Here is a 21458-nt window from a genome sequence, read left to right as displayed (position 1 = left end):
TTGAATCCATGACTGACCTACTAAATGCCGAAACCGACGCCGTCCGTCGCCTCCAGGACGATACCTGGTGGCGCTCCTCGGTGATCTACCAGATCTACCCGCGCTCCTTTGCCGACGCGAACGGCGACGGCATGGGTGACTTGCAGGGAATTACCTCGCGCCTGAGTGCGCTCGAGGATCTGGGGGTGGATGCCATTTGGCTCTCGCCCTTCTACACTTCCCCGCAAAAGGACGCCGGGTATGACGTCAGCGATTACTGCGACGTGGACCCACTGTTTGGCACCTTGCAGGATTTCGACCAGATGGTGGCCGAGGCGCACCGCCGTGGGCTGCGCGTCATTATCGACCTCGTACCGAATCACTGCTCGGATCAGCACCCCTGGTTCCAGGAAGCCCTAAAGGCAGCCCCGGGCTCCCCCGAGCGCGATCGCTTCATCTTCCGCGACTCCGAGGATGTGCCCAATAACTGGCAGTCGGTCTTCGGCGGCAGCATGTGGACCCGCACCACGAACCCCGATGGCAGCGAGGGCCAGTGGTACCTGCATATCTTCGACTCCTCGCAGCCGGACTTTAACTGGAAGAACCCAGAGGTTCGCGCCATGTTTGCCGACGTGCTGCGCTTCTGGCTGGACCGTGGAGTCGACGGCTTCCGCGTCGACGTGGCCCACGGGTTGATTAAGGCCGAAGGGCTGCCCGATTACATCCCACCGGCAGACTCCGCCTCCATGGGTGGCGACGAGGAGCCAGCCCCATACTGGGGCCAGGATGGCGTGCATGAGATCTACCGCGAATGGCGCCAGATCCTCGACGAATATGAGGGCTCCCGGGTGCTCTGCGCCGAGGCGTGGGTCAACCCGCTGGAACTTATGGCCAAGTGGGTGCGTTCGGACGAAATGCACCAGGCCTTCAACTTCCCCTACCTATCCACCAGCTGGGACGCGACCGAGGTTCGCCAGGTCATCAACGACTCGCTGGAGACCTTTGCCGCCGTTGGTGCCCCGAGCACCTGGGTGCTCTCCAACCACGACGTGGTGCGCCACGCCACCCGCCTTGCCCTCTCGGCCGATAACCCGCAGGGTGATGGCATCGGTCCGCGCACCGAAAACCTGCCCGAGCAGGAGCATGGCCTGCGCCGCGCTCGTGCCGCTTCGCTGGGCATGCTGGCCCTTCCCGGTGGCGCCTACCTGTATCAGGGTGAAGAGCTCGGCTTGCCCGAGGCCATTGACCTACCCGACGAGTCCCGTCAGGATCCGACCTGGTTCCGCACCTCCGGGGAACGCTACGGACGCGACGGTTGCCGTGTGCCGCTGCCGTGGGAAGCGAACGCCCCGGCCTACGGTTTCAACGACAGCGGCGCCAGCTGGCTCCCGCAGCCGAAGGTCTACGGTCCGCTGGCCCGCAACCTGCAGCTCCAGGACGAGAATTCCACGTTGAACCTGTACACGCGGGCACTTGAGCTACGCCGCACCCACCGTTTGGGTGAAGGGAAGCTGGAGTGGCTGGAGTCCCCGGATGAGCAGGTTCTGGCCTACCGCAACGGTCCGCTGACGGTGCTGAGCAATTACTCGGCCGAGCCCATGGATCACCCGGCCCTGTCCACCGGGACCGTGGTGCTCTGCAGCGCACCGCTTACCGAGCAGGGGCAGCTGGCGGGCGAAGCAACATACTGGGTGCTGGACGCATAAACCGCCCACAACCCGATAACCTGTAGTCAGGGCCGAGGAAGGAATCACGTGGCAGGGATCAAGGACGTCGCCGAACGCGCCGGCGTATCAATCGCGACAGTTTCGCGAGCACTCTCCGGACGCGGCAACGTCTCACAGAATGCCCTGGAGGCGGTACGGCGCGCGGCCGATGACCTTGGCTATGTGGTCTCGGCCAGCGCCTCGGGCCTCGCCTCGGGACGCACCCGCAACATCGGGGTGCTGCTTCCGCAGATCAACCACTGGTTCTATGCCAAGGCCCTGGAAGGTGTCAGCTCGGCCCTGCTCCGCGAGGGATTCGACACCACGCTGTATCAGCTGACCAAGGAACCGCAGGAGCGCAAGCGCATCTTCGGTGACTTTTTGCTGCGCCAGCGGGTGGACGCGGTGATCGCCATTAATGTCGAGCTCGATGAATCGGAGCTCACCGCATTACATGCGTTGAATAAACCGTTGGTCGGGGTCGGGGGTCCACTCCCCGGGGCCCCGACCCTCTCCCTGGACGAGCAGGCCCTGGCAGACTTGGCCGTCGGGCATCTGCGTGCCCTGGGCCATGAACGCATCGGCTACCTTGGCGGTAGCAGCGACATGGACCTGGATTTCCAGCTTTCCTCCCATCGCCGTCAATGTTTTGTGACGGCGATGCGCCAGGCCGAACTAGAGGTCGAACCGGCGCTCTTCCAAGGGGCCGATTTCACCATGGAGGGCGGCTACCAGGCCGCCAAGCAACTGTTGGGGAATCCCGCGGCCCACCCCACCGCACTTTTCGCGGCGAGTGATGAAATGGCCATCGGTGCGCTGCTGGCCGCTCGTGATCTCGGCGTGGACGTACCAAGCCGTCTCTCGGTGGTGGGCATCGACAATCACGATCTGGCCGAACTCTTCGAACTGACCACGATTGGTCAGAATCCCGCCGAGCAGGGTGCCGACGCGGCCAAGCTACTGATCGATGCGCTATTAGGTCGTGCCCCGGCCGAGCATCACCTAGCCGGGCATCGACTCATCGTGCGCGGCACGACGGCCCAGCGCACCGCGGATTTCGACTAGTCCGACTCCGCGGCGCGAGCCAGCCGGCCAATTTTCCGGCCCTCGGCGTCGAATACCACGAGCTCGTCATTTTCCACCTGTGCAGTAACGGCCGTGCTGAGCCAGGTGTCCACGCCTTCGCAATACATCAGGGTGCTAGCCAGCGGCTCAAAACGCACGCCCGGTCCATCCACGCGCCAACCGCCCATCAGACGGTTGCACCCATCATTACCGAGGATCCGCCCCTCGGCGGCTAGCTGTAGCCAGGGTTCGCCGCGCTGCTTGACGCCCCAGGTGCCCTCCACGGAGCTGCTCACGAAAGTCCCTTGGCGGCCAGCGCCTGCTCAACGGCCAGCACCCGAAGGTTCACGAACTCGTCGAACAGCATGTCACTGGTCCGTAGCGTCTCGTTGGCATCCGGCTGCGGGAAGTTGGCCGCTACTCCGCGATCTGCGGCTCGGTGCCACCACACATGCAGTGGCGCATTCTGCGGATCCTCATGCTGGCTGTTGGCCAGATCATTGACGTAGTCCACGCGCATGGCGAAACCGAAGGCGTCGGTTTCAAAGGCGTGCACGAAGAGTTCGGCCGTGGGCAAATCAAGGCCGAGATCGACGAAGAACTGCACCATCTTGCCGATCAACTGCAGTTGTCGCTCGTCGACCTCGTCGCTGAATCGCTCTTCGAGTGCTGCCATGGCGATGCGCGGATATTTCCGGAAGAGCTTGCGGGTCGCCGCGTAGGCCTGTCGCAATGAGCTACGCCAGTCGGCGGTATCAAATTCCAGTTCTGGTGCCTGATCAAGGAACTCGGCGAATGCGGCGGAGACAACCTCGTCGCGGTCGGTCACATAGTTATAGAGCGCGCGCGGGGTGGCGGAGAACTCCTCGGCCAGCCGGTTCATGGTGACCGCTCCGAAGCCCTCGCGACCGGCGATTTCCAGTGCGCGATGAATTATCAGGTCTTTGCTGATTTTGACGAGAGCCGAGTCCTTGCGCGGGCGAGCGCGAGGACGCTTGACGGGTTCAACCGGGACCTGATCGGCATAGCTCATACGTTAAACCTACCCTGATTTATTTTTCTGCAACAGACCTATAACGAGGCGAGTAATTGGGCCGCACGCCGGTGCCACAGATCGCCGGCCAGCGCCAAATGACCGATGACGAAACCAACGCCCCCGACAAGCCAGAGACCGGTGTCTAACCCGGCCGCGAACCCGGCCCACGGGGCCGCCAACACCGCTGATAGAATGGCGATCCCACAGGCAATGGTGAGGATGTCGAGCCAACGGCGCCGGAAGAGCACGCCAAGGCCCGTGATTATCATGGCGACACAGGCGGCCATTGTCCACCACTGTTCCGCTATATGAACCCGGCCGCGTTCGATAACAACCGAAGTCACCACCGCAATCAACCCCAGCAGAGCGAGAGGACGCCACGGCCCGTCGGGACGCCCCATGGAACCGCGCATCAACAACTGCGGCACCAGGATCTGGGTGCCGAGCAAGAGCCATACCGGTAGGTAGAACCATCCGGCCTCGGGCCCGCCCAGAACCACCACGAGCCCCAGCCCCAGCACCCCGAGCAGTTGCAGCACCACCGCCGTCCATCCGGAGAGCACCAGCGGCACCAAGGCCAACACCACCGGCAACAGGCTCAGCTGCACCGGAGGCACCCAGAGGGCGGCGAAGCCCAACTCCCCCGCCGAGGCGTCGAAGCGTTCGAGGCTAAACATCGCCAGCGCGGTCACGACCGCGAATCCCACGGTCGGCCACGCCAGCAGGCGCAGCAGAAACTCGCGTCCGCTGCGCACCGGCAGTTCCTCACGCTCGGTGCGTTTGAACTTCATGGCCAGAATGGCCGGTGACCCGAAGGCCCCGGCCAAATCTTCGGCACGTCGCCCACGACCGGGTAACGCCCTGATCTCCTTGCGGGTCGCGGCCAACACCTGAGCCCGTTCCTCACGGCTCAAAAAGGACAGTTCGCGGCCCAGCTGCTCAAGGAATTGCCGGGAGGCCCGGGGCAGAGGAGATTTCATGTTCCCCAGCCTACTGCCCCAGATCCCGGCTCCGTTGGTACTACGCTGTGGTGTTAGGCTCGCTGAATTCGCCCTGCTCCTCGAGGTCTTCCACATGCAGGTTATTGCCGCGGGTTTCACCAACCCAGATCACGGCGGCCACCGAGATCACGGTGAGCACCATGAGGTAAATGGCGATCGAAATCGACATGCCGGTGGCTTCGAGCAGGATCTGCGCCACGGTGGAGGCGAAGGCGCCACCAAGGATCGCGCCAATGGCATAGCCAATGGAAATGCCGGAGAAGCGGATGTGGGCCGGGAACATCTCGGCATACATCGCCGACTGCGGCCCGTAGGACAACCCCAGACCCATGGTCAGAATGAAGATGCTCAGACCGTAGAGGAAGAGGGACCCGGTATCGGTCAGCATGAAGGTCGGAATGATCCAAACGAACACGATGCCGTAGCCAATGAGGAAGGTATTGCGGCGGCCGAGCTTATCGGAAAGCCAACCACCGAGCAGGGTGAAGATCAACCAACCGACCGAACCAATGGTGGTGGCCAATAGCACCGGCGCCAGCGGCATCTCCAGCACCTTGGTGGTGTAGGAGATGAAGAAGGCAATCACGATGTAGCCCACGGCGTTATTCGAGATAAAGACCAAGGCGGCCTGAATAACCTGCTTCGCGTTGGTCCGGAACAAATCGCGCAGCGGGGTGTGCTCCGAGGCCTTGCGCTGAGCCAACTGCTTGAATACCGGTGACTCTTCTACCGCGCGGCGAATCATGTACCCGACGACGATCAGCACGACCGAGAGCAGGAATGGAATGCGCCAGCCCCAGGAGGTGAACTGTTCCGGGGTCATCGAGATACGCAGAATGAAGAGCAGGCCCGTGGCCAGAATCATGCCAATGGGCACACCAATCTGCGGGAAGGCACCAAAGAAACCACGTCGGTGATCCGGAGCGTGCTCCACCGACATCAACGCGGCGCCGCCCCATTCGCCACCGGCCGAGAAGCCCTGCAGAATACGCAGAAGCACCAGCATGATCGGCGCCGCGACGCCGATCTGCGCGTAGGTGGGCAACAGGCCCACGAGGGTGGTGGCCACGCCCATCAAGATCAGGGTGAGCACCAGAATGCGCTTACGGCCGAACTTATCGCCGAGGTGTCCGGCGACCACCGCGCCCAAAGGGCGGAAGAAGAAGGAAATGCCGATCATCGCGAAGGATAGAATCTGCGCGACACCGGGGTTGGACTGGCCCAACGGCTCAAGGAAGAGCGGAGTCAGCAAGGTCGCGGTGAGCTGGGCGAAAATGAAGAAGTCGTACCACTCAATGGTGGTACCCACCAAGGTGCCGGCGAGGACTCGCCGCTCCTCTTGGGTGCGTGTGGGGCTCTGTGACATGTGTGTTCCTGTATGACGTAGCGAGTTACCGACCGTTCGGACGGTTACAGATGTCAGTCATCGTACCCGTTACGTGTTTCACATCACAAGACCGTTGCTACGACTTTCAAATAACGAACTCGCCGTGCGATATGGCAATGCCATAGACTCGCGATACCCGGATCGCACAGGAGTAAAGGCAAATCATGACCGCAGCGCAGACCCTCTCCCGAGGCATCCGCATGCTCGAAATCGTGGCCGATGCGCCACGGCCGCTGTCCATTGCCGAGGTCAGCGAAGCCATGGAGGTACACCGCTCGGTGGCCTACCGCATCCTGCGCACGCTCGAAGAACACCGGCTGCTGCGCCGTGATGACGCCGGGAAGATTCGCACGGCCTCGGGACTGGCCGTGCTGGCCCGCAGCGTACAGCGCGACCTGCAAACTGCGGCGATCCCCGAACTGAACCGATTGGCCAATGAACTATCGATGACCGCCTTCATCGCCGTCTGGGAGCAGGGACTCTGCACCACCTTGCAGTCGGTTGAGCCCATGCACTCGCAGCGCGCCATCGTGCACCGGCCCGGCTCACGCCATGGAATGGATGTTGGCGCCCCGGGCATCGCGATTCAGTCCCTCTACACGCAGGCCCAGTGGGAATCCATGGAATCCACCGTCGCCTATCGGGAGGCCGCCCGCGCCGCCCGCATCGACGGCTACGCCTCGAGCGAGGATGAGGTTATCCAAGGTGTTTCCTCGATCGCCGTCCCGCTTCCGGCCACCGGGCCCATCCCCGCGGCTATCGCCGTGGTTTTCGCCAGTAATACGCAGGACCCGCACGAAAAGATCGTGCGGGCCCTGAAAGAAGCGGCGCTGAATATCAGCGACGAGTTGAGCTGAACGGAAGCCAGATGACTCCCTGCGGTTAGCGCACGCGGATCAGATCACGCGATGCGCGCATAATCAGCCGTGCGGCCACCGCGACCAGGGTGATCACCACCGAGGCACCGGTCGCGACCCAGAAGGCCCCGAGGTATCCCATGGACTCGGCGAAGACACCGGCTAAACCGTTGCCAATCGCGGTACCGACCACGATGCCAGCCGACAGCAGCGTCATCACCGTGGACAGGCGCTGTGCCGGGGCAACCTCGCCGCCCAAGCTCATAACGGTCACGATCACCGGCCCTACCCCGATGCCCACGAGGAACAGCGAGGCCAGCATCCACGGCACGTCGCTGGCCACGTGGAGCGCGAAACTGGTGACGGTCAAAAACAGGCCGCTGGCGATCCAACGGGCGCTCTGCGTAAAGCCCTGTGGCCAGGCCGCCACCGACACGGCCGCAATGGCGCTGGAAAGCCCCATCGCGCCGTAAAGCATGCCGCCTTGGTTTGAATCACCCTGCGCACCGGCAAAGGCAAGGGTAGCCGCGGCCAGGGAACCAAAGACGGTCCCCAAACCGATCATTCCCAACACCATCAGCGCGATGACGCTGGCCCGGGCACGGCCCAAGGGCACCTTTGCACCCTTCCGAGTCGTCGCGGGACGCACCGCGGCTCCGGTAGGGTGCACCGCGAACAGCGGCACCAAGGCAATGGTGAGCACCGCGGCAATCACCAGCGGCAGGACAGGGTGAACTAGCGAAGCCAGCAGTCCGACCGTGACCGGTCCGAGCACGAAGCCCAGCTCATCGAGCATGGACTCGATACCCAGCGCGGCGGAAAGCACCCGCGGGTTGCTGCCTTTAGTTCTGGTGAGCGAAATCCAGCGGACACGCGACATGGGGCCAACCTGTGGAACGCTGGCGCCGGTGAGCAAGCACAGCAGCACAAGTACCGCCACATTGGGTTCGGTGAAGGTCGTTTCGAAAAAGGCCATGCCCGCCAACAGGGCGGTGTTCAGAATGGCGGCGATAAGCAGTACCGGCCGCTGACCTAGACGGTCGGCCAGATATCCAATGGTTGGTCCGCCCACGGCCGAGCCAATACCCACCATGGCGGCCGAAAGACCGCCCAGTGCATAGGAACCGGTGGTGGCGGTCACCAGTGTCATCGAACCGATGGTCAACATGGCCAACGGAAGACGGGCGAAGAAGGCCAGCGGCAGGTACAGGCCGCCAACCAGAGGGATCAGTCCGGCGTAGCCGACAGAGGAATTCGAGGGTGCGCTCGAGTCACCCGAGCGTGAATCCAGGGTCAACAAATCTCCAAAGATCGATTTGCGCGTCGTCCCGCACCCCCCGACGCGCCCGTGGCCCATGCACGCCTCATGGCGCTAGTTCCATTGAGCCACGCCGGGCGGGCTTTGTCTATTATCGCGGCCACTTTGACCGAGCACTGTGGCCAAGCTCGCCCCGCTACCGGCTATGGACCGAGCGGATCGTAGGCAATGCGCGAGCCACGTTGGGTCTTATGGACCGTCACCCGCTGTGCAATGCGTTGCTTCATGTCGCTGACATGCGAGACCACACCGACCGAGCGACCGCCAGAGCGCAAATCTTCGAGCGCCCCCATCACCTGATCCAGCGTGTCCGTGTCCAAGGATCCAAAGCCCTCGTCGACGAACAGCGTCTGCATGTCAATCGCGCCGCTGTGCTGGGTAATGACATCGGCCAGTCCGAGAGCCAGCGCCAGTGAAGCCATGAAAGTCTCCCCGCCGGACAGTGTCTGCGTGGCCCGCGGTTTCAGCGTCCAGGCGTCATGCACCACAAGCCCCAACCCCGACTTGGCATTGCCGCGCGCCCTGTCATCATGGTGCAACTCATAGCGGTTGGAGGTCATCACCTTCAGGCGCTCCGTGGCGGCCACTGCCACCTCTTCCAGCCGGGCCGCCAACACGTAGGTGCGCAGGGTCATTTTCAGCCGGTTCTCCCCCTGACCGCGCATGACCTCGGCCAAAGCCTTCAAGCGCCGATAGCTGGCAAAAAGTTCGCCATACTCCGCACGCAGGGCAGCCAACTCGTCGCGTTGCGCGTCGAGCCGTTCCAGACGATTGCGGGACACGGCCAACCGTTCGCTGGCCTGTTCATAGGCTCGCTCGGCCTCGTCCACCGCTTCGTCCGCCGCGGTGCACTGCGATTCACCGGGAGCCTGCCCTCCATCGGCACGCAGCGCCGCGGCCAATTGTACCTCCGCGGACTCGGCCAGTGTCGCGAGCCGGGCCGCGCGCTGCTCCGCGGCATGTACGAGCCGCTCGCACTCGGCACGTTGGTTCTGTTCCAGAAGCGCAGCCGCATAGTCGGCATCCGCGGCGAAACCTGCGGCGTTACGCTGCTTCTCCCATTCCTCGGTGCTCTGCTCCAGCCGCCCGTTGGCCGTCTTGAGGACGCGCTGTGTCTCGAGGACCAGATCGGCGCGCTCCACCCGCCGAGCAAGCTCGGTGACCAGTTCCGTCAGCGACTCATAACTACCGCGAAGCGTAGCGATGCGCTGTTCCAGTAGCGTACGGCGTTCGGTGCCGGCCCGCAGCTTTTCACGTTCGGTACTCAGTTCGACGGTGATGTCGTTCTGCCGTTGTTGAGCCTTGCCCTGTTGTGCTTCAAGTGCCGCGAGTCGTTTGAGCCGGTCCTTGACCTGTTGCAATGCGGTCTTAGCGTCTTTGAGCTGCTGTTCCTGCTCGGTCAAAGCCGCAGTGGCTGCGGCAAGATCTACGGATTCCGTGGCGGACACGGCCGACTGATAATTCGTGTCTGCCTTTTCAAAGGCCGCCAGCGCGCGTTGCTCAATGGCGCGGCGCTGTTCGGTGGCCTGCTCGAGCTCGGCCAGTCGGTCCTCGTCGATCAGCTCCGGCTCGGTCTGTGCACTGCGTGCCGGAGCGGGGTGTTCGGTGGCACCACACACCATGCACGGTTCGCCGGCTCGTAGCTGCTGGGCGAGCCGTAGAGCGCTCTGCGACAAATGTAGTTGCCAGGCCGCGGCATGCTTCTTGGCGGCTGTAGCGGTTGCCGAGCGCGCGTCGGCGAGGGCTTCGTGGGAGGCCAGCCGGCGTTCGCGAAGCTTGTCGCGCTCTTTGACCTTCTCGAGCAATTCGCCGGCCTCCTGCAAGGCCACGGTAGCCTCGTGGACAACACCGCTGGCGGCTACCTCGTCGAGGTCTTCGCCCTCTAACTCCCGGCGGCTCGCGCCGAGGTTCTCGACCTGCGACTGCTGCGTGAGCAGTTCCGCGTTCAATTGCTCTATTCGCGTCGACTGCGCCGCAAGTGAACCGTGCAAGTCTTTCAGCTCGCGTTCTTCGGGGACGGCGGCACGGGCCGTGGCCAGTTGTTCCCGTAGCACGTCGAGGTGAGCCGGCAGGGCTTCAAGGTCTGGGGCACCGTCAGTGCGGCGCGGTAAGTCGCACAGATCGTCCGCCTCGCGCAATGCCGTACTCGCCGCCGTTGACGCCTGCTCCCGTTGGGCACGGGCCTGTTCCTGCTGGCGAAGGTAGGCGGTGATCCGTTGGGCCTTCGCATCAAGCTCCACGGCCTGCCGTGCCTGCTCGGTCTCGGGTCGGCTCTCCCTGTCGGTGACCTGTAGCCCCTCAAATTCCTCAAGTTTGGCAAAGGCCGCCACCTGTTCATTCAATTGCCGTTGCGCGGCGCGTGCCTTCTGGCGCTCGGTGTCACGGGCTTTGCGTGCGACCTCTAACTCCTCGATCACCGCGTGAATTCGTGGACGCAACGCGGTGTAACGAGCTTCTGCCTCGGTGGCCGCGACCTCCTCGGGGCTTTGCGGCACGGTTTCGCCAAGAAATTCGTGGGCTTCCTGCAGCAAAGTGCCCGCCCGCGTTTCCAGCTGAGTCTCCGCGGTTTCGAAGGCGCGGCGTTTATCGGTGTAACGGCTGGCGAATTCTTCTTCGATTCCCGCATAGTCGCTGGTGTCGAACAGGTCCGCCAAGAGCGCTTCACGGTCCGTGTCCTTGGCCCGTAGAAAGTCCGCGAAACCTCCTTGGGGCAGCATGATCACCTTGGTGAATTGGTCTCGGCTCAACCCGAGAGCACCGCCGAGCAGCTGTCCAACCTCATCATTGCGCGTGGAGAGCACCTGCCATTGTCCGTCGACCCGTTCCCACAACGTGCTGGAGGCCTTCTGCTCCACAAAACCGCTCTTGGCACGGGAGCTGGGACGCATCCATGCCGGGGCGCGAGTCACCTCGAAGCGGCGCCGCCCCACGGAGAATTCACAACTTACCTCGGGGGCGTCGTGGGCGGCGGCATGGTCGGAGCGGATCTGTCGGTTGCCCTGGCGCGCCCCCGGAAGAGAGCCGTAGATGGCAAAGCAAATGGCGTCGAGAATGCTGGACTTGCCGGCCCCAGTGGGCCCGTCAAGCAAGAAGAGGCCCGAAGATGCCAGCGCGTCGAAGTCGATGGTCTCCGCCCCGGCAAAAGGGCCGAAAGCCTGTAGCCGCAATCGGTGCAGTTTCATGCGCTGACCCTTCCTTCACGTACCCGCTTGAACACGTCATCGATGATGTGTGCTTCGTCCTCATCCACCGGGCGTTCGCGGACATGCTCGACAAAGTCCGCGCAGACCTCGGCGGTGCTCTTGGCCCGCGCTAGGCGCTGGGCATAACTGGGTTGCGCTTCGGTTTCCGCACCTTCGGGAGCGAAGGCAAGCACCAACGTGTCGGGGAAGCGTTCGCGTAACCGGGTCATCGCTTCGGCAGGTCGCTGCGCATCGGTCAGCGTCACCTGGCACCATGCCTGCTCGGCCCATGCTAGGTCCGGGTCGGCCAGCAACTCTTCAAGCTGCCCCCGCAGGACCGCCAGGGCCTGCGGGACCGGTAACTCGAGTTCTTCGACTCCCGCCACGCCGCTGGCATCGGTCTCCACCAGGAGCACCGACTTACGATGACGTGCTTCGGAGAAGGAGTAGGCCAGCGGTGAACCGCTGTAGCGCACATGCTCTTGCAGCCGTTGCTTACCGTGCAGGTGCCCCAGGGCCGCGTAGTCGAATCCCGCGAAGAGGCCGGCGGACACAACATCAAGATTTCCGGTGCTCAAGGCCCGCTCGGAGTCGCATCCCACACCGCCGGCAGCGAAAAGGTGCGCGAGCACCACACTATGCACCGGACCGGCGGCCTTCGCGCATAGGTCGTTATGCGCACTCTGCACTCGCTCGAGGGCCGCAGCCACCACCGCTTGGTGACTCGGATCCTCGACCTCGAGCTCCTCCATCACCATGCGCGGTTCCAAATAGGGCACACCGTAGATCGCGACTTGGTGGTCGGAATCGGAAAGCACCACCGGCTGCACCATGCGTTGCAGATCGGTCACCACATGGACGTCGGCGGCGTCCAGTAATTCGGCGGCGAAGCCGAGCCGCGCGGCCGAGTCGTGGTTGCCACTGCTGAGCACGATCCGCGCCCCGGTGGCCCGCAGCTGTCCCAGCGCCCAATTAAACAGCCGCACCGCATCCACATGCGGCAGCGCCCGGTCATAGATATCCCCGGCCACCAACACCGCATCCACTTGGTGTTCGCGGACCAGGTCGATAATTGCCTGCAGGACCTGACGTTGTTCGTTCAGTAGCGAGGCGCCGTGGAAGGTGCGGCCCAGGTGCCAGTCGGAAGTGTGCAACAAACGCATAACTCCCACCCTATGCAATGCGTGCGACGCTTTGCGCACTACAATGTGGACTGTGAATGAAAGCGGAGCTCCCACGTTATTGCCCGAGAACTACTCCGATAAGGTGTTCGCCATCCTGTTGGGCCTGGCCGATGGGGCCACACATGCCCGCGAGGACGAGGAACCCGGCGCCACCGAAATCCTGAACCTATACCTGGCCGACGGTCTGCTCGAAGCCTTGGAATGGGCCAACGACGGCGTCGCCAGCGACGAGGCAGCCTGCCTGTGGCTCGCCGCGCTGCGCGGCTACCGCTTCCTCACCGGAAGCTTCCCCGAGGGTGCCCCGGAACCTCAAGATCGCTGGCTGGACACCGAACTGGCCGCCACCGACTTCGACCACCCGCCGCTACCGGGTGACCCGGTGACGCTTGCCGGGCTGAACCACGCGGATATGGGCTTGGCCGCACGACCTACCGGACCGGGCGCCGATTCCACCGGCGTCCTGCCGCGAGCCGCCGTGGTGGCCCTGCTCGCTCGCGTCCCGGAGACTACCACCACGTCGCTGGCCCGCTCGGCCGCCTACCTCACCCATGACGCCGACGCGGCGGCCGCCTGCGTGGCGGCGGCACTGATTCTGCGCTCCGCGCTCGAGTCCGGTGCGCAGGCCGCAGAGACCTGGCCGAGCCTGCTGGAGGGCACCAGCGGTACCGCGGCTGCGGCGCTGGCACAGATCGTCAGCTCCGTCAGTGCAGTGTTGGAGCTACCGGCTACCGAAGCCTATGCCAGCTACTTCGGCGAGCAGGCGAGCGAGGAAGACTCCGAAACGGACGAGGAACCACAGAGCGTCGAGCCGCGTGACCCGGAGGCCGACGCCTACGCGGTTGCACTGCTGGCCGCGGTCTACGGTTCGGATGTCATCGGCGAGCGCCCGGCCTCCTCGCTGGACGCAGCGATCTCATTGCTCCACGATCGTTGGATGGACCTGATCGCCTAGTCGACTGTGTTCATGTCTCGGCCACCGATGCTGAGGCGCTAACCCCCGGGCGGTGCTTGCTAAGCCTCGCCCGGGGTTTTACGTTTCTCCGCAGCGACCTCCCGTTTAGGTACATCACCGCCACCGCGAACTGGCGGCGAAACAACAAGTGGTCGCTCAAGGTCGATAAACGTCCAGGTATCTGTCTGGCAGGGAGCAATGGCTTATCGCCAAGGATGCCGGAGCGTTCTCGACCGACGTTCTTAGCGTTCTTCGGGTTCCAACACCGCGTCTACCTGATCCTTCGGCACCAGAAGCTCGGCGACTTCGCGTCGCTGTGCCTCGTCGACCTCGGATTCCCAGAGGTCGGTGAGCAGGGAACGTACCACTCCCCCAAAATCCGACCACCGCTCCCATGGCCCGGATTCGTCTTCGGCGTTCCAAAGCTCGTAGCTGCCATCACCTCGAGAGAACACTGTCGTAGTCGCCCCGGTCATCCAAAGTGGCAGCATGTCCTCCGATTCGGTGGCGCCAAGCACCGCAGAGGTGGGGTCATCACCGGTCAGGTCAATGTAGTCAACATGCAAATCTAGCGCCGGATGAACGGCGGCCCCGCCATGAAGCGCGAGGCTCACCACGGCTTCAGGCAATCCGCGTTCCCGGATTCGGCGTGCCAGCTCGTCGGTGGTGTCCATGGCACATATCGTGCCACATTCCTTGAGCTAGTTCATGTGAGCTGCCCCGGAGACAACGTCGGCAGTGGTCCCGTGAACGGGCTGTAGCGCACCGAGCTCACGCAGGGTCAGCGAATGCACCGATCTTCACGCGTAGGCTCGAAGATACCCAGTCACGGCGTGCTGTGCTGGTAGGAGCGTTAGGCCCCGGCGGAGAAACCGTCGACGAGCTGCATAAACTCGCCCTCTGAGATGACCGATACGCGCTGGCCGGATTCACGCAGACGCAACACGTGCTTGGCCTTGTTGGTCAGTCGGCCGTTGGCCAAGTCCTCGGGCACAAACCCATCGCCCACTACAAGTGCGGTCGTCGCGCGGGTCACCCGAGAGGCGGTGGTTGCTCCATGCGCGGCGGCCCACGACTTCGCGGTAGGCCGGGGCACCGCTAGGTTTCCGGTAAACACCACGACCTGTCCGTAGAGCGGGTGGCTCGGATCGGCCTGTTCGTTCGGGGTGGGGTTCTCCCCCTCCTGCGGCCAGTGGGTAAAGGCATCTCGTGGCGGCAGGTGATGTCCGTGGGCCAGCCACCCCTGAGCATCACGCAGTGCTCGCGACGGTGGGTCGCCCGGAGACCAAGAGCCCGAGGCAGCAATGGGAACCTGATGCGCCTGCGCCACCTGCACAGCGGTATCGTGAGCGCCGCGTTCGGCCATATCGATCAGCGCCCAAGCACAGGCCTCGGCATCTGCCAGGGCCTCGTGGTGGTTCTCGATCGGGTGTCCGGCTTCTTCGGCCACGAAAGGCAGCGAGTAACTGGGCAGGTCGTAGACCTTGCGGGCTAGCTTCACGGTGCACAGGTGTTCGAGGCCCGGAACCATGACTTCGCTGGCTTCCGCGGCGGCGCGAATAACTCCGGTATCGAATGCCGAGTTATGTGCCACAAGCAAGTCTTGCCCGACGAACTTCAGCAGGTCTGGAAGCCTGTCTCCGACGCGTGGTGCCTCGGCGACCATCTCTGGAGTGATGTGGTGAATGGAGACATTGCGCGGATCGAAGTGATCGAATCCCGGCGGTGGACGCAGGAGCCACGAGGCACGATCGACAATGCGACCACCGCGTACCTTGAGTAGTCCCACCGAGCAGGCGGAGCCGATAAACCCGTTTGCCGTTTCAAAATCGATTGCCGTGAAGTCCAATGCCACGGCTGATAGTCTACTGCCCCGAACGGACCTTAGAGATCCGTTCGGGGCGGAGTGTGCCTTATCCCATGGGGATCGGCCAGAGATTTCCGACCAAAATTAGGCGTTTTACGATGTTGCTCAGGCGGTCGCTCGGCGCAGGGTCAGATAGGAGCTGCCCGCCATCGCCACGGCTGCAACGGCACCCCAGAGCGTCACCCCGGCAGCGGTCCAGCTCAACGCCCAGCTCCAGAAGGTTGGCCAGAAGTTACCGAAGGTAAACAGGGCGATGATCCCAAGAAGCACCAGACCAAGGCCAATAAAGAATACGAGCATGCCCGTGCTGCGCCACCTCATGTAGATCGTCGCAATCAAGAAGCCGACCATGAAGAGCAAAACCATCAGCACGAAGTAGAACATGATCTGGACGAACCAATTATTATCGGCAATCCACTGTAGTGCGAAGAATTGCCCGTCGACCCACCAGCCGCCGGTCGCAACTTCGACCAGACCCATCAGGTAATAAAACACGGACAAGGCCAACGCGCAGAGTGCGAACAGACCCAGGGTCCCCAGGTAGAAGGTCCGGCGAGAGACGCTCATGGCCATCGAGAACGGAAAGGTCAAGGTGAGCGCTTGAACCCCTAGGGCCAAGAAGTACCACATCGGGGCCTGCGCCCCGCCGCCGTAGAGTACGCCGTCGCCACCTGCTCGCCGGACCAGTAGCCAGATGGCGAGGGTAAATGCGAAGCTTGCGACCAAGATGAGCAGCGGGATGCCAATAAAGGTCCACTTGTTGATCAGCTGCATTCGCGCAACCTTGATGATGCGGTTCATTTGCGGGCCTCCTGTTCACCGGCGGGGACAAGTGTGTCGACACGACTCAGGGTGCTGCGCACCACGAGTTGCTGAAGGGATACCGGGCTCAGTTCCAGCCCGAGGGCGCGTGCCTTCTCGCGCTCGCTGCTGCTAAGTCGGGCCCGAATACTGATGCTGGCCAAGGATCCCAGGGCGTCGCGGTGTATCACCGGATATCCGCTGATGAACTCCTCGACGCGCTCCGCGCTTCCTGTTACTGTGACCGCCGATCCGCGCAATTCTTCGGCATCATCGTCAACCACGATGCGGCCTTGGTCGATGACGATGACATGTTCGAGGAGGTTAGCCACCTCATCGATCAGATGGCTGGAAAGCACGATGGTGCGCGGATACTCCGCGAAGTCTTCGACGAGCCGGTCGTAGAAAATCTGTCGTGCGACCGCGTCCAGCCCCAGATAGGGTTCGTCAAAGAAGGTGACCTCGGCCCGCGACGCCATCCCGATAATGACGCCTACCGCGGATAGTTGACCGCGTGACAGTTTCTTGATTCGGCGTTTCACCGGAAGGTTGAAGGCGGCGATGAGGTCTTGTGCAAGCTCCTCGTTCCAGTTCTCGAAGAAGAGCGCGGCTGCCTTGAACGCCTGATGGGCGCGAAAGTCGTCTGGGTACTTCTGAGATTCACGAATGAAGCAGATACGCGACAAGGTCGCATCGTGTTCAAAGGGGTCGTGTCCGAAGATTTCGGCTTCACCACTATCGGCGAAGTTCTGTCCGGTAAGGATGGACATCAACGTGGTTTTACCGGCTCCATTGCGTCCCAACAAGCCGTACATACGGTTGGGAAGCAACTCCAAATTGACGTTGCCCAGTGCCCGAACGTCTTTGTAGGTCTTGCTCAGCGCTCGGGTGGCGATGGCAGGTGTAATGGTCATGGCTTAGTCCTGACTGTGCTTGGTCCTCCCGGTGTTAGCTGGACGCACCGGTCTTGATCATGGCAATGAGTTCGTCGAGGCCGATGCCTAATTTGGAAGCTTCGGCCGTCAACGGCGCAATGTACTGCTGGGCGAATTCTTCGCGGCGCTTCTGGCGCAGTCTATGTGGCGCTCCTTGCGCGACAAACATGCCGATGCCCCGCTTCTTATACAGCAGCCCGTCCTCCACCAAGCGATTAATTCCCTTCGCTGCGGTGGCCGGATTTATCCGATAGAAGGCCGCAAATTCATTGGTGGACGGTACCTGGGACTCTTCAGCCAGAACACCGGAGACGATGTCATTCTCAATCCGCTCCGCGACCTGAATGAAGATCGGCTTGGAATCATCGATCACCCCGACCCCTTTCCAAGCTCGGACCCACTAACAGGCCTAGTTAGTGGGTTAGTTACTCATGTAATTAACCATAGAGGCGAGGTACCGGCTCGTCAAGACCTCATGTCCTCCGATTTTCGAGGCTCGAATAATGCCGTAAAATTGAGTCGTTTGCCTACCGCACGATGGTGAACTCGCAGCACCTGAAAGGCCTTCATGCCCACCGACACACGTCCCGCCCCAACGGGCCAATCCGCCGAACGCTATGCCCGAAAGGCCGTCTTTGCCGCCGCCATCGGCTATGGGCTCGACGGATTCGACCTGTTGATCCTCTCCTTCGCCCTGACGGGTATCACCGCCAGTTTCGGGCTCAGCGACCCGCAGGCCGGTTCACTGGCCACCTTGACGCTGCTTGGCGCGGTACTCGGTGGTGTGGTGTTCGGTGTGTTGGCCGACCGCTTTGGACGGGTCAAGATCCTGACCTATTCGGTGCTGATCTTCGCGGTATTCACCGGCCTGTCCGCCGTGGCCACCGGCTACTGGGATTTGGCCGCGTACCGGTTTATCGCCGGCATCGGCATCGGTGGTGAATTCGGCATCGGCATGACGCTGGCCGCGGAGGCGGTCCCGGCACGTTGGCGTGCCCGTGCCACCAGTTGGGTAGGCATCGGCTTCCAATTTGGCGTGCTAGCCGCGGCCCTACTATCGGCCCCGGTGATTGCGCTTTTCGGTTGGCGCGGGCTCTTCGTGATCGGCGCGTTGCCGGCAGTGTACGCAATGATCGTGCGCCGCGGGGTGCGCGAGCCGGAGCGCTTCACCCAGTCCGAGGGGCCGCGCCCGACCTTGCGCCAGTCGCTGGCACCCTTGGTCAACACCGGGGCGGCGCGACGCACGTCGCTGGCGATGGTGGTGCTGACCAGCGTGCAAAACTTCGGTTACTTCGGCATCATGACCTGGCTCCCAAGCTACCTAGCCAAGCGCTATGAGATGACCTTGACCGGCTCGAGCCTATGGACGGCCGTCACGGTAGCCGGCATGATGCTTGGCATCATCCTCTTCGGTCAGCTGGCCGACCGGGTTTCACGCCGTGCCGCCTTCTGGACCTTCCAGATCGGTGCCGCGCTTTCGGTACTGATTTACTCGCAGATTACTGACCCGAACTGGCTGCTGGCCGCCGGATTCGTTATGGGTGCCTTTGCCAACGGCACGCTCGGTGGCTACGGAGCGCTGCTGGCCGAACTCTACCCAACCCACGCCCGAGCCACCGCCCAGAACGTGCTGTTCAATATTGGGCGCGGCGTGGGTGGCTTCGCCCCACTGGTCATTGCACTGCTGGCCGGATCCTTTGGTTTCGGTGCGGCGCTAGGCATGTTGCCGGTGATTTATCTGCTGGGCTTCGCCGCCATGTTCCTCATCCCCGAACGTCGCGGCGCCGAACTCAGCTAGGCTCCCCCAATGCCACAAAACGCAGGCCGCCGACAGTCAGAAAGTGACGGTCGGCGGCCTGTGTTAATCGGTGCTTACTAGTTCTGAGAACGAGTCTTCAGTTCGGCGCTGACCGCCTCGATCACGGCGGGCAGCAGTGCGGCGAAGGCACGCGCCCGATGCGACATCGCATTCTTCTCTTCCGGGGTGTGCTCGGCCATGGTCTTGCCCGCCCCTTCGGGTTCGAAGATCGGGTCGTACCCAAAGCCGTGCTCTCCGGCACGCTCGGTGCGCAAGACGCCGGGCACCTTGCCCAATTCAACATGCTCGGTTCCGGCCGGGGTGGCTAGTGCCGCGGCACAAACGAACGCGGCGGCGCGGTGTTCGGCCGCGATGTCGCTGAGCTGTCCGAGCAGCAGGTCGATATTTGCCTCGTCATCCCCATGCCGTCCGGACCAGCGGGCCGAGAAGATTCCCGGCGCCCCGCCGAGCACCTCAACGCTCAATCCCGAGTCGTCGGCGAGCGCAATCAGCCCGGTGTGTGCGGCGATTTCACGAGCCTTTTTCAAGGCGTTGCCTTGGAAGGTCACCTGATCTTCCACGGGGTCCGGCGCACCGGCACTGGCCGCGTCGATGACCTGGGTATCGACATCCAATCCCGGCACCTTGCCGCGTAGTAGTTCGCGTAGCTCACGCAGCTTTCCGGCGTTGCGGCTGGCCAGTACGAGAACCGGGGCGCTCATGCGCCAACGTTCAAGGTCTCGGCCTGAATTTGGGCCAGCTCGCTGGTCCCGATCAGCGCGAGGTCCAGTAGCGAGTCCAGTTCGGCGCGCTTGAAGGGCACACCTTCGGCGGTGCCCTGCACCTCGACGAAGTCACCGGAACCGGTCACCACGACGTTCATGTCGGTTTCGGCCCGCACGTCCTCCTCGTAGGGAAGATCCAACATGGGCGTGCCGTCGATGATGCCCACGGAGATGGCGGCCACCGAATCGGTGAGTACCTGCGCTCCGGCCTTGATAATGCCCTGGGTCCGCGCCCATTCGATGGCTTCGGCCAAGGCGACGTAGGCGCCGGTAATGGCCGCGGTACGGGTGCCGCCGTCGGCCTGCAACACGTCGCAGTCCAGCACGATGGTGTTTTCGCCCAAGGCCTTGGTGTCAACTACGGCACGAAGCGAACGGCCGATGAGACGAGAGATTTCGTGGGTACGGCCCGACAGTTTGCCCTTGACGGCCTCGCGGGAATTACGGGTGTTGGTGGCACGCGGCAGCATGGCATATTCGGCGGTGACCCAGCCGGTGCCCTGACCCTTGAGCCAGCGCGGCACGCCTTCGGTGAAAGACGCGGTGCACAGCACCCGGGTGTTGCCAAATTCGATCAGTGCGGAGCCCTCTGCCTGAGCGGACCAACCGCGGGTAATGGTGATATCTCGAAGTTGCGCGGCGCTACGGCCGTCGGCGCGTACAGTCATGGTTTCCATCCTATCGGCAGGCCGCACTATTCAGCCAAGCGGCCGTGGGGCTAGGGTGAGCCTATGCAGACCCTCACTCAACGGGCGCTGGGACTCCTGCTGCTACGAGTCATTCTGATTGCCTTGTCGATGCGACTCGCCGCCCTGCTCTTTGGCGATGCGATGATCATGCTCGGGGCCTTATTCCTGTTGCCGGTGAACCTTGTGACCTGGCTTGTGGTGCGGCGCTTCGCCCGGGCGGAGCACGCACCGATCTCATTTCGTCCGGGCCGGAGTTGGCCCCGTGAGCTGCTCTGGGCGCTGTTGTGGCTCGTGCTGTTTTCCGTGGCTTTCGCCGCCGTGATCAACGTGACGGTATTCCTGATCACCGGAGATCTAAATACCGGGTTCACCACCATCTTTGCGGTCTCGGATCCGGAACTACCCCCGGGACTCCTGCTCGCGCTGGGTCTTGCCACGCTGGTGACCTACGGGTTGTTTAACGCACCGGTGGAAGAGGCCCTGTACCGTGGCTACGCGCAATCCCGGCTCGGCGGGGCGCGCGGTATCTGGGTGCCCTCGTTCTTCTTCGGGGTTCAGCATATGTTCTTTGCCCCCACGCTGCCCGGAGCCATCGTCTACGGGGCGGCCTTTTTCGTCTGGGGACTGCTCTCGGCCTGGGTGGTTGCGCGTCAAGGCCGACTGCTGCCGGTGACGCTCACCCACCTGTTAGTCAACCTCGGCTCGACCATCCCGGCCGTGGTGTTCCCGGCGCTAATGCTGGCCGGGGTGCCGCTGGAGTAATGCGTGCCTACTTCTTGCGCTTGAGGATCGGGAACTTACGCACCTTGGTGTAGTCGATGGTCGGCAACGATCCGGTGGGCGATTTGATGTAGTCGGTGCCCACGTCCCCCTTGTAGTACTGCGGGGGTTTGACTTCCTTGCGCGTGCCCGAATA

General features: G+C 63.0%; 20 protein-coding genes. 6 read left to right on the top strand and 14 right to left on the bottom strand.

The window, feature by feature from the left end; all coding sequences use genetic code 11:
* Positions 1-8: 8 nt before the first annotated feature.
* Both ACYU0X_RS07175 and ACYU0X_RS07170 read left to right on the top strand, forming a co-directional pair.
* A complete protein-coding gene (locus ACYU0X_RS07175; RefSeq protein ID WP_461902566.1) occupies positions 9-1685 on the top strand; it encodes a glycoside hydrolase family 13 protein in 1677 nt (558 codons plus the stop codon).
* A 48-nt stretch (positions 1686-1733) separates the two neighbouring features.
* Positions 1734-2750 carry a LacI family DNA-binding transcriptional regulator gene (locus ACYU0X_RS07170; RefSeq protein ID WP_461902565.1) on the top strand — a complete coding sequence of 339 codons (1017 nt, stop codon included), beginning with the start codon at positions 1734-1736 and terminating at the stop codon, positions 2748-2750.
* On the opposite strand, the gene ACYU0X_RS07165 is transcribed toward ACYU0X_RS07170, so the two are convergent.
* From ACYU0X_RS07165 to ACYU0X_RS07150, 4 genes are read right to left on the bottom strand one after another with little or no spacing between them, the layout of a single operon-like run.
* Positions 2747-3046 (bottom strand): META domain-containing protein, encoded by a 300-nt coding sequence (locus ACYU0X_RS07165; RefSeq protein WP_461902564.1) that lies wholly within the window; start codon positions 3044-3046, stop codon positions 2747-2749. The genes ACYU0X_RS07170 and ACYU0X_RS07165 overlap by 4 nt on opposite strands.
* Positions 3043-3783, bottom strand: coding sequence for a TetR/AcrR family transcriptional regulator (locus ACYU0X_RS07160; RefSeq protein ID WP_461902563.1), 741 nt, complete (start codon positions 3781-3783; stop codon positions 3043-3045). Before ACYU0X_RS07160 ends, ACYU0X_RS07165 begins: the two co-directional genes overlap by 4 nt.
* A 38-nt stretch (positions 3784-3821) precedes the next feature.
* Entirely contained in the window at positions 3822-4766 is a 945-nt protein-coding gene (locus ACYU0X_RS07155) for an HAAS signaling domain-containing protein (protein ID WP_461902562.1), read from the bottom strand.
* Between the two features lie 40 nt (positions 4767-4806).
* Positions 4807-6153: an MFS transporter gene (locus ACYU0X_RS07150; protein ID WP_461902561.1), complete on the bottom strand. Its 1347-nt coding sequence runs from the start codon at positions 6151-6153 to the stop codon at positions 4807-4809.
* A 185-nt stretch (positions 6154-6338) separates the two neighbouring features.
* Between ACYU0X_RS07150 and ACYU0X_RS07145 the strand changes: the two genes are divergently transcribed.
* A complete protein-coding gene (locus ACYU0X_RS07145; RefSeq protein WP_461902560.1) occupies positions 6339-7031 on the top strand; it encodes an IclR family transcriptional regulator in 693 nt (230 codons plus the stop codon).
* A 25-nt stretch (positions 7032-7056) separates the two neighbouring features.
* Here ACYU0X_RS07145 and ACYU0X_RS07140 read toward each other — a convergent pair whose 3' ends face one another.
* From ACYU0X_RS07140 to ACYU0X_RS07130, 3 genes are all read right to left on the bottom strand, one after another.
* On the bottom strand, positions 7057-8328 hold the full coding sequence (locus ACYU0X_RS07140) for an MFS transporter (RefSeq protein WP_461902559.1): 1272 nt from the start codon (positions 8326-8328) through the stop codon (positions 7057-7059).
* A 164-nt stretch (positions 8329-8492) separates the two neighbouring features.
* Positions 8493-11531 carry an AAA family ATPase gene (locus ACYU0X_RS07135; protein ID WP_461902558.1) on the bottom strand — a complete coding sequence of 1013 codons (3039 nt, stop codon included), beginning with the start codon at positions 11529-11531 and terminating at the stop codon, positions 8493-8495.
* Positions 11528-12694, bottom strand: a complete 1167-nt coding sequence (locus ACYU0X_RS07130) for an exonuclease SbcCD subunit D (protein ID WP_461902557.1) — start codon at positions 12692-12694, stop codon at positions 11528-11530. The genes ACYU0X_RS07135 and ACYU0X_RS07130 overlap by 4 nt, the downstream gene beginning before the upstream one ends.
* Before the next feature lie 52 nt (positions 12695-12746).
* Between ACYU0X_RS07130 and ACYU0X_RS07125 the strand changes: the two genes are divergently transcribed.
* On the top strand, positions 12747-13667 hold the full coding sequence (locus tag ACYU0X_RS07125) for an ADP-ribosylglycohydrolase family protein (protein WP_461902556.1): 921 nt from the start codon (positions 12747-12749) through the stop codon (positions 13665-13667).
* A gap of 242 nt (positions 13668-13909) precedes the next feature.
* Here ACYU0X_RS07125 and ACYU0X_RS07120 read toward each other — a convergent pair whose 3' ends face one another.
* The 5 genes from ACYU0X_RS07120 to ACYU0X_RS07100 all read right to left on the bottom strand — a co-directional run bounded on the left by ACYU0X_RS07120 (position 13910) and on the right by ACYU0X_RS07100 (position 17643).
* On the bottom strand, positions 13910-14341 hold the full coding sequence (locus ACYU0X_RS07120) for a hypothetical protein (RefSeq protein ID WP_461902555.1): 432 nt from the start codon (positions 14339-14341) through the stop codon (positions 13910-13912).
* A 179-nt stretch (positions 14342-14520) separates the two neighbouring features.
* Entirely contained in the window at positions 14521-15522 is a 1002-nt protein-coding gene (locus ACYU0X_RS07115; protein WP_418909001.1) for a 3'-5' exonuclease, read from the bottom strand.
* A 117-nt stretch (positions 15523-15639) separates the two neighbouring features.
* Complete coding sequence (locus tag ACYU0X_RS07110) at positions 15640-16335, bottom strand: hypothetical protein (protein WP_418909000.1); 696 nt, start codon at positions 16333-16335, stop codon at positions 15640-15642.
* A complete protein-coding gene (locus tag ACYU0X_RS07105; protein WP_461902554.1) occupies positions 16332-17249 on the bottom strand; it encodes an ABC transporter ATP-binding protein in 918 nt (305 codons plus the stop codon). The genes ACYU0X_RS07110 and ACYU0X_RS07105 overlap by 4 nt, the downstream gene beginning before the upstream one ends.
* 34 nt (positions 17250-17283) lie before the next feature.
* Positions 17284-17643 carry a GntR family transcriptional regulator gene (locus tag ACYU0X_RS07100; protein WP_418908998.1) on the bottom strand — a complete coding sequence of 120 codons (360 nt, stop codon included), beginning with the start codon at positions 17641-17643 and terminating at the stop codon, positions 17284-17286.
* Positions 17644-17838: 195 nt separating this feature from the next.
* Between ACYU0X_RS07100 and ACYU0X_RS07095 the strand changes: the two genes are divergently transcribed.
* The gene (locus ACYU0X_RS07095; protein WP_418908997.1) at positions 17839-19068 is read left to right on the top strand and encodes an MFS transporter; all 1230 of its coding nucleotides are present in this window, start codon (positions 17839-17841) and stop codon (positions 19066-19068) included.
* Positions 19069-19145: 77 nt separating this feature from the next.
* Here ACYU0X_RS07095 and rdgB read toward each other — a convergent pair whose 3' ends face one another.
* Together rdgB and rph are read right to left on the bottom strand one after the other, a co-directional pair.
* Entirely contained in the window at positions 19146-19790 is a 645-nt protein-coding gene (rdgB, locus tag ACYU0X_RS07090; RefSeq protein WP_418908996.1) for an RdgB/HAM1 family non-canonical purine NTP pyrophosphatase, read from the bottom strand.
* Positions 19787-20521 (bottom strand): ribonuclease PH, encoded by a 735-nt coding sequence (gene rph / locus ACYU0X_RS07085; protein ID WP_461902553.1) that lies wholly within the window; start codon positions 20519-20521, stop codon positions 19787-19789. Before rph ends, rdgB begins: the two co-directional genes overlap by 4 nt.
* A gap of 63 nt (positions 20522-20584) precedes the next feature.
* Here rph and ACYU0X_RS07080 point away from each other — a divergent pair, with 63 nt between their 5' ends.
* A complete protein-coding gene (locus ACYU0X_RS07080) occupies positions 20585-21304 on the top strand; it encodes a CPBP family intramembrane glutamic endopeptidase (protein WP_461902552.1) in 720 nt (239 codons plus the stop codon).
* Positions 21305-21458 lie beyond the last annotated feature (154 nt).

This window comes from Glutamicibacter sp. X7 (assembly GCF_054889245.1).
Note: the sequence above shows the minus strand (reverse complement) of the source record. Positions and strands in the feature narration are given on the sequence as shown.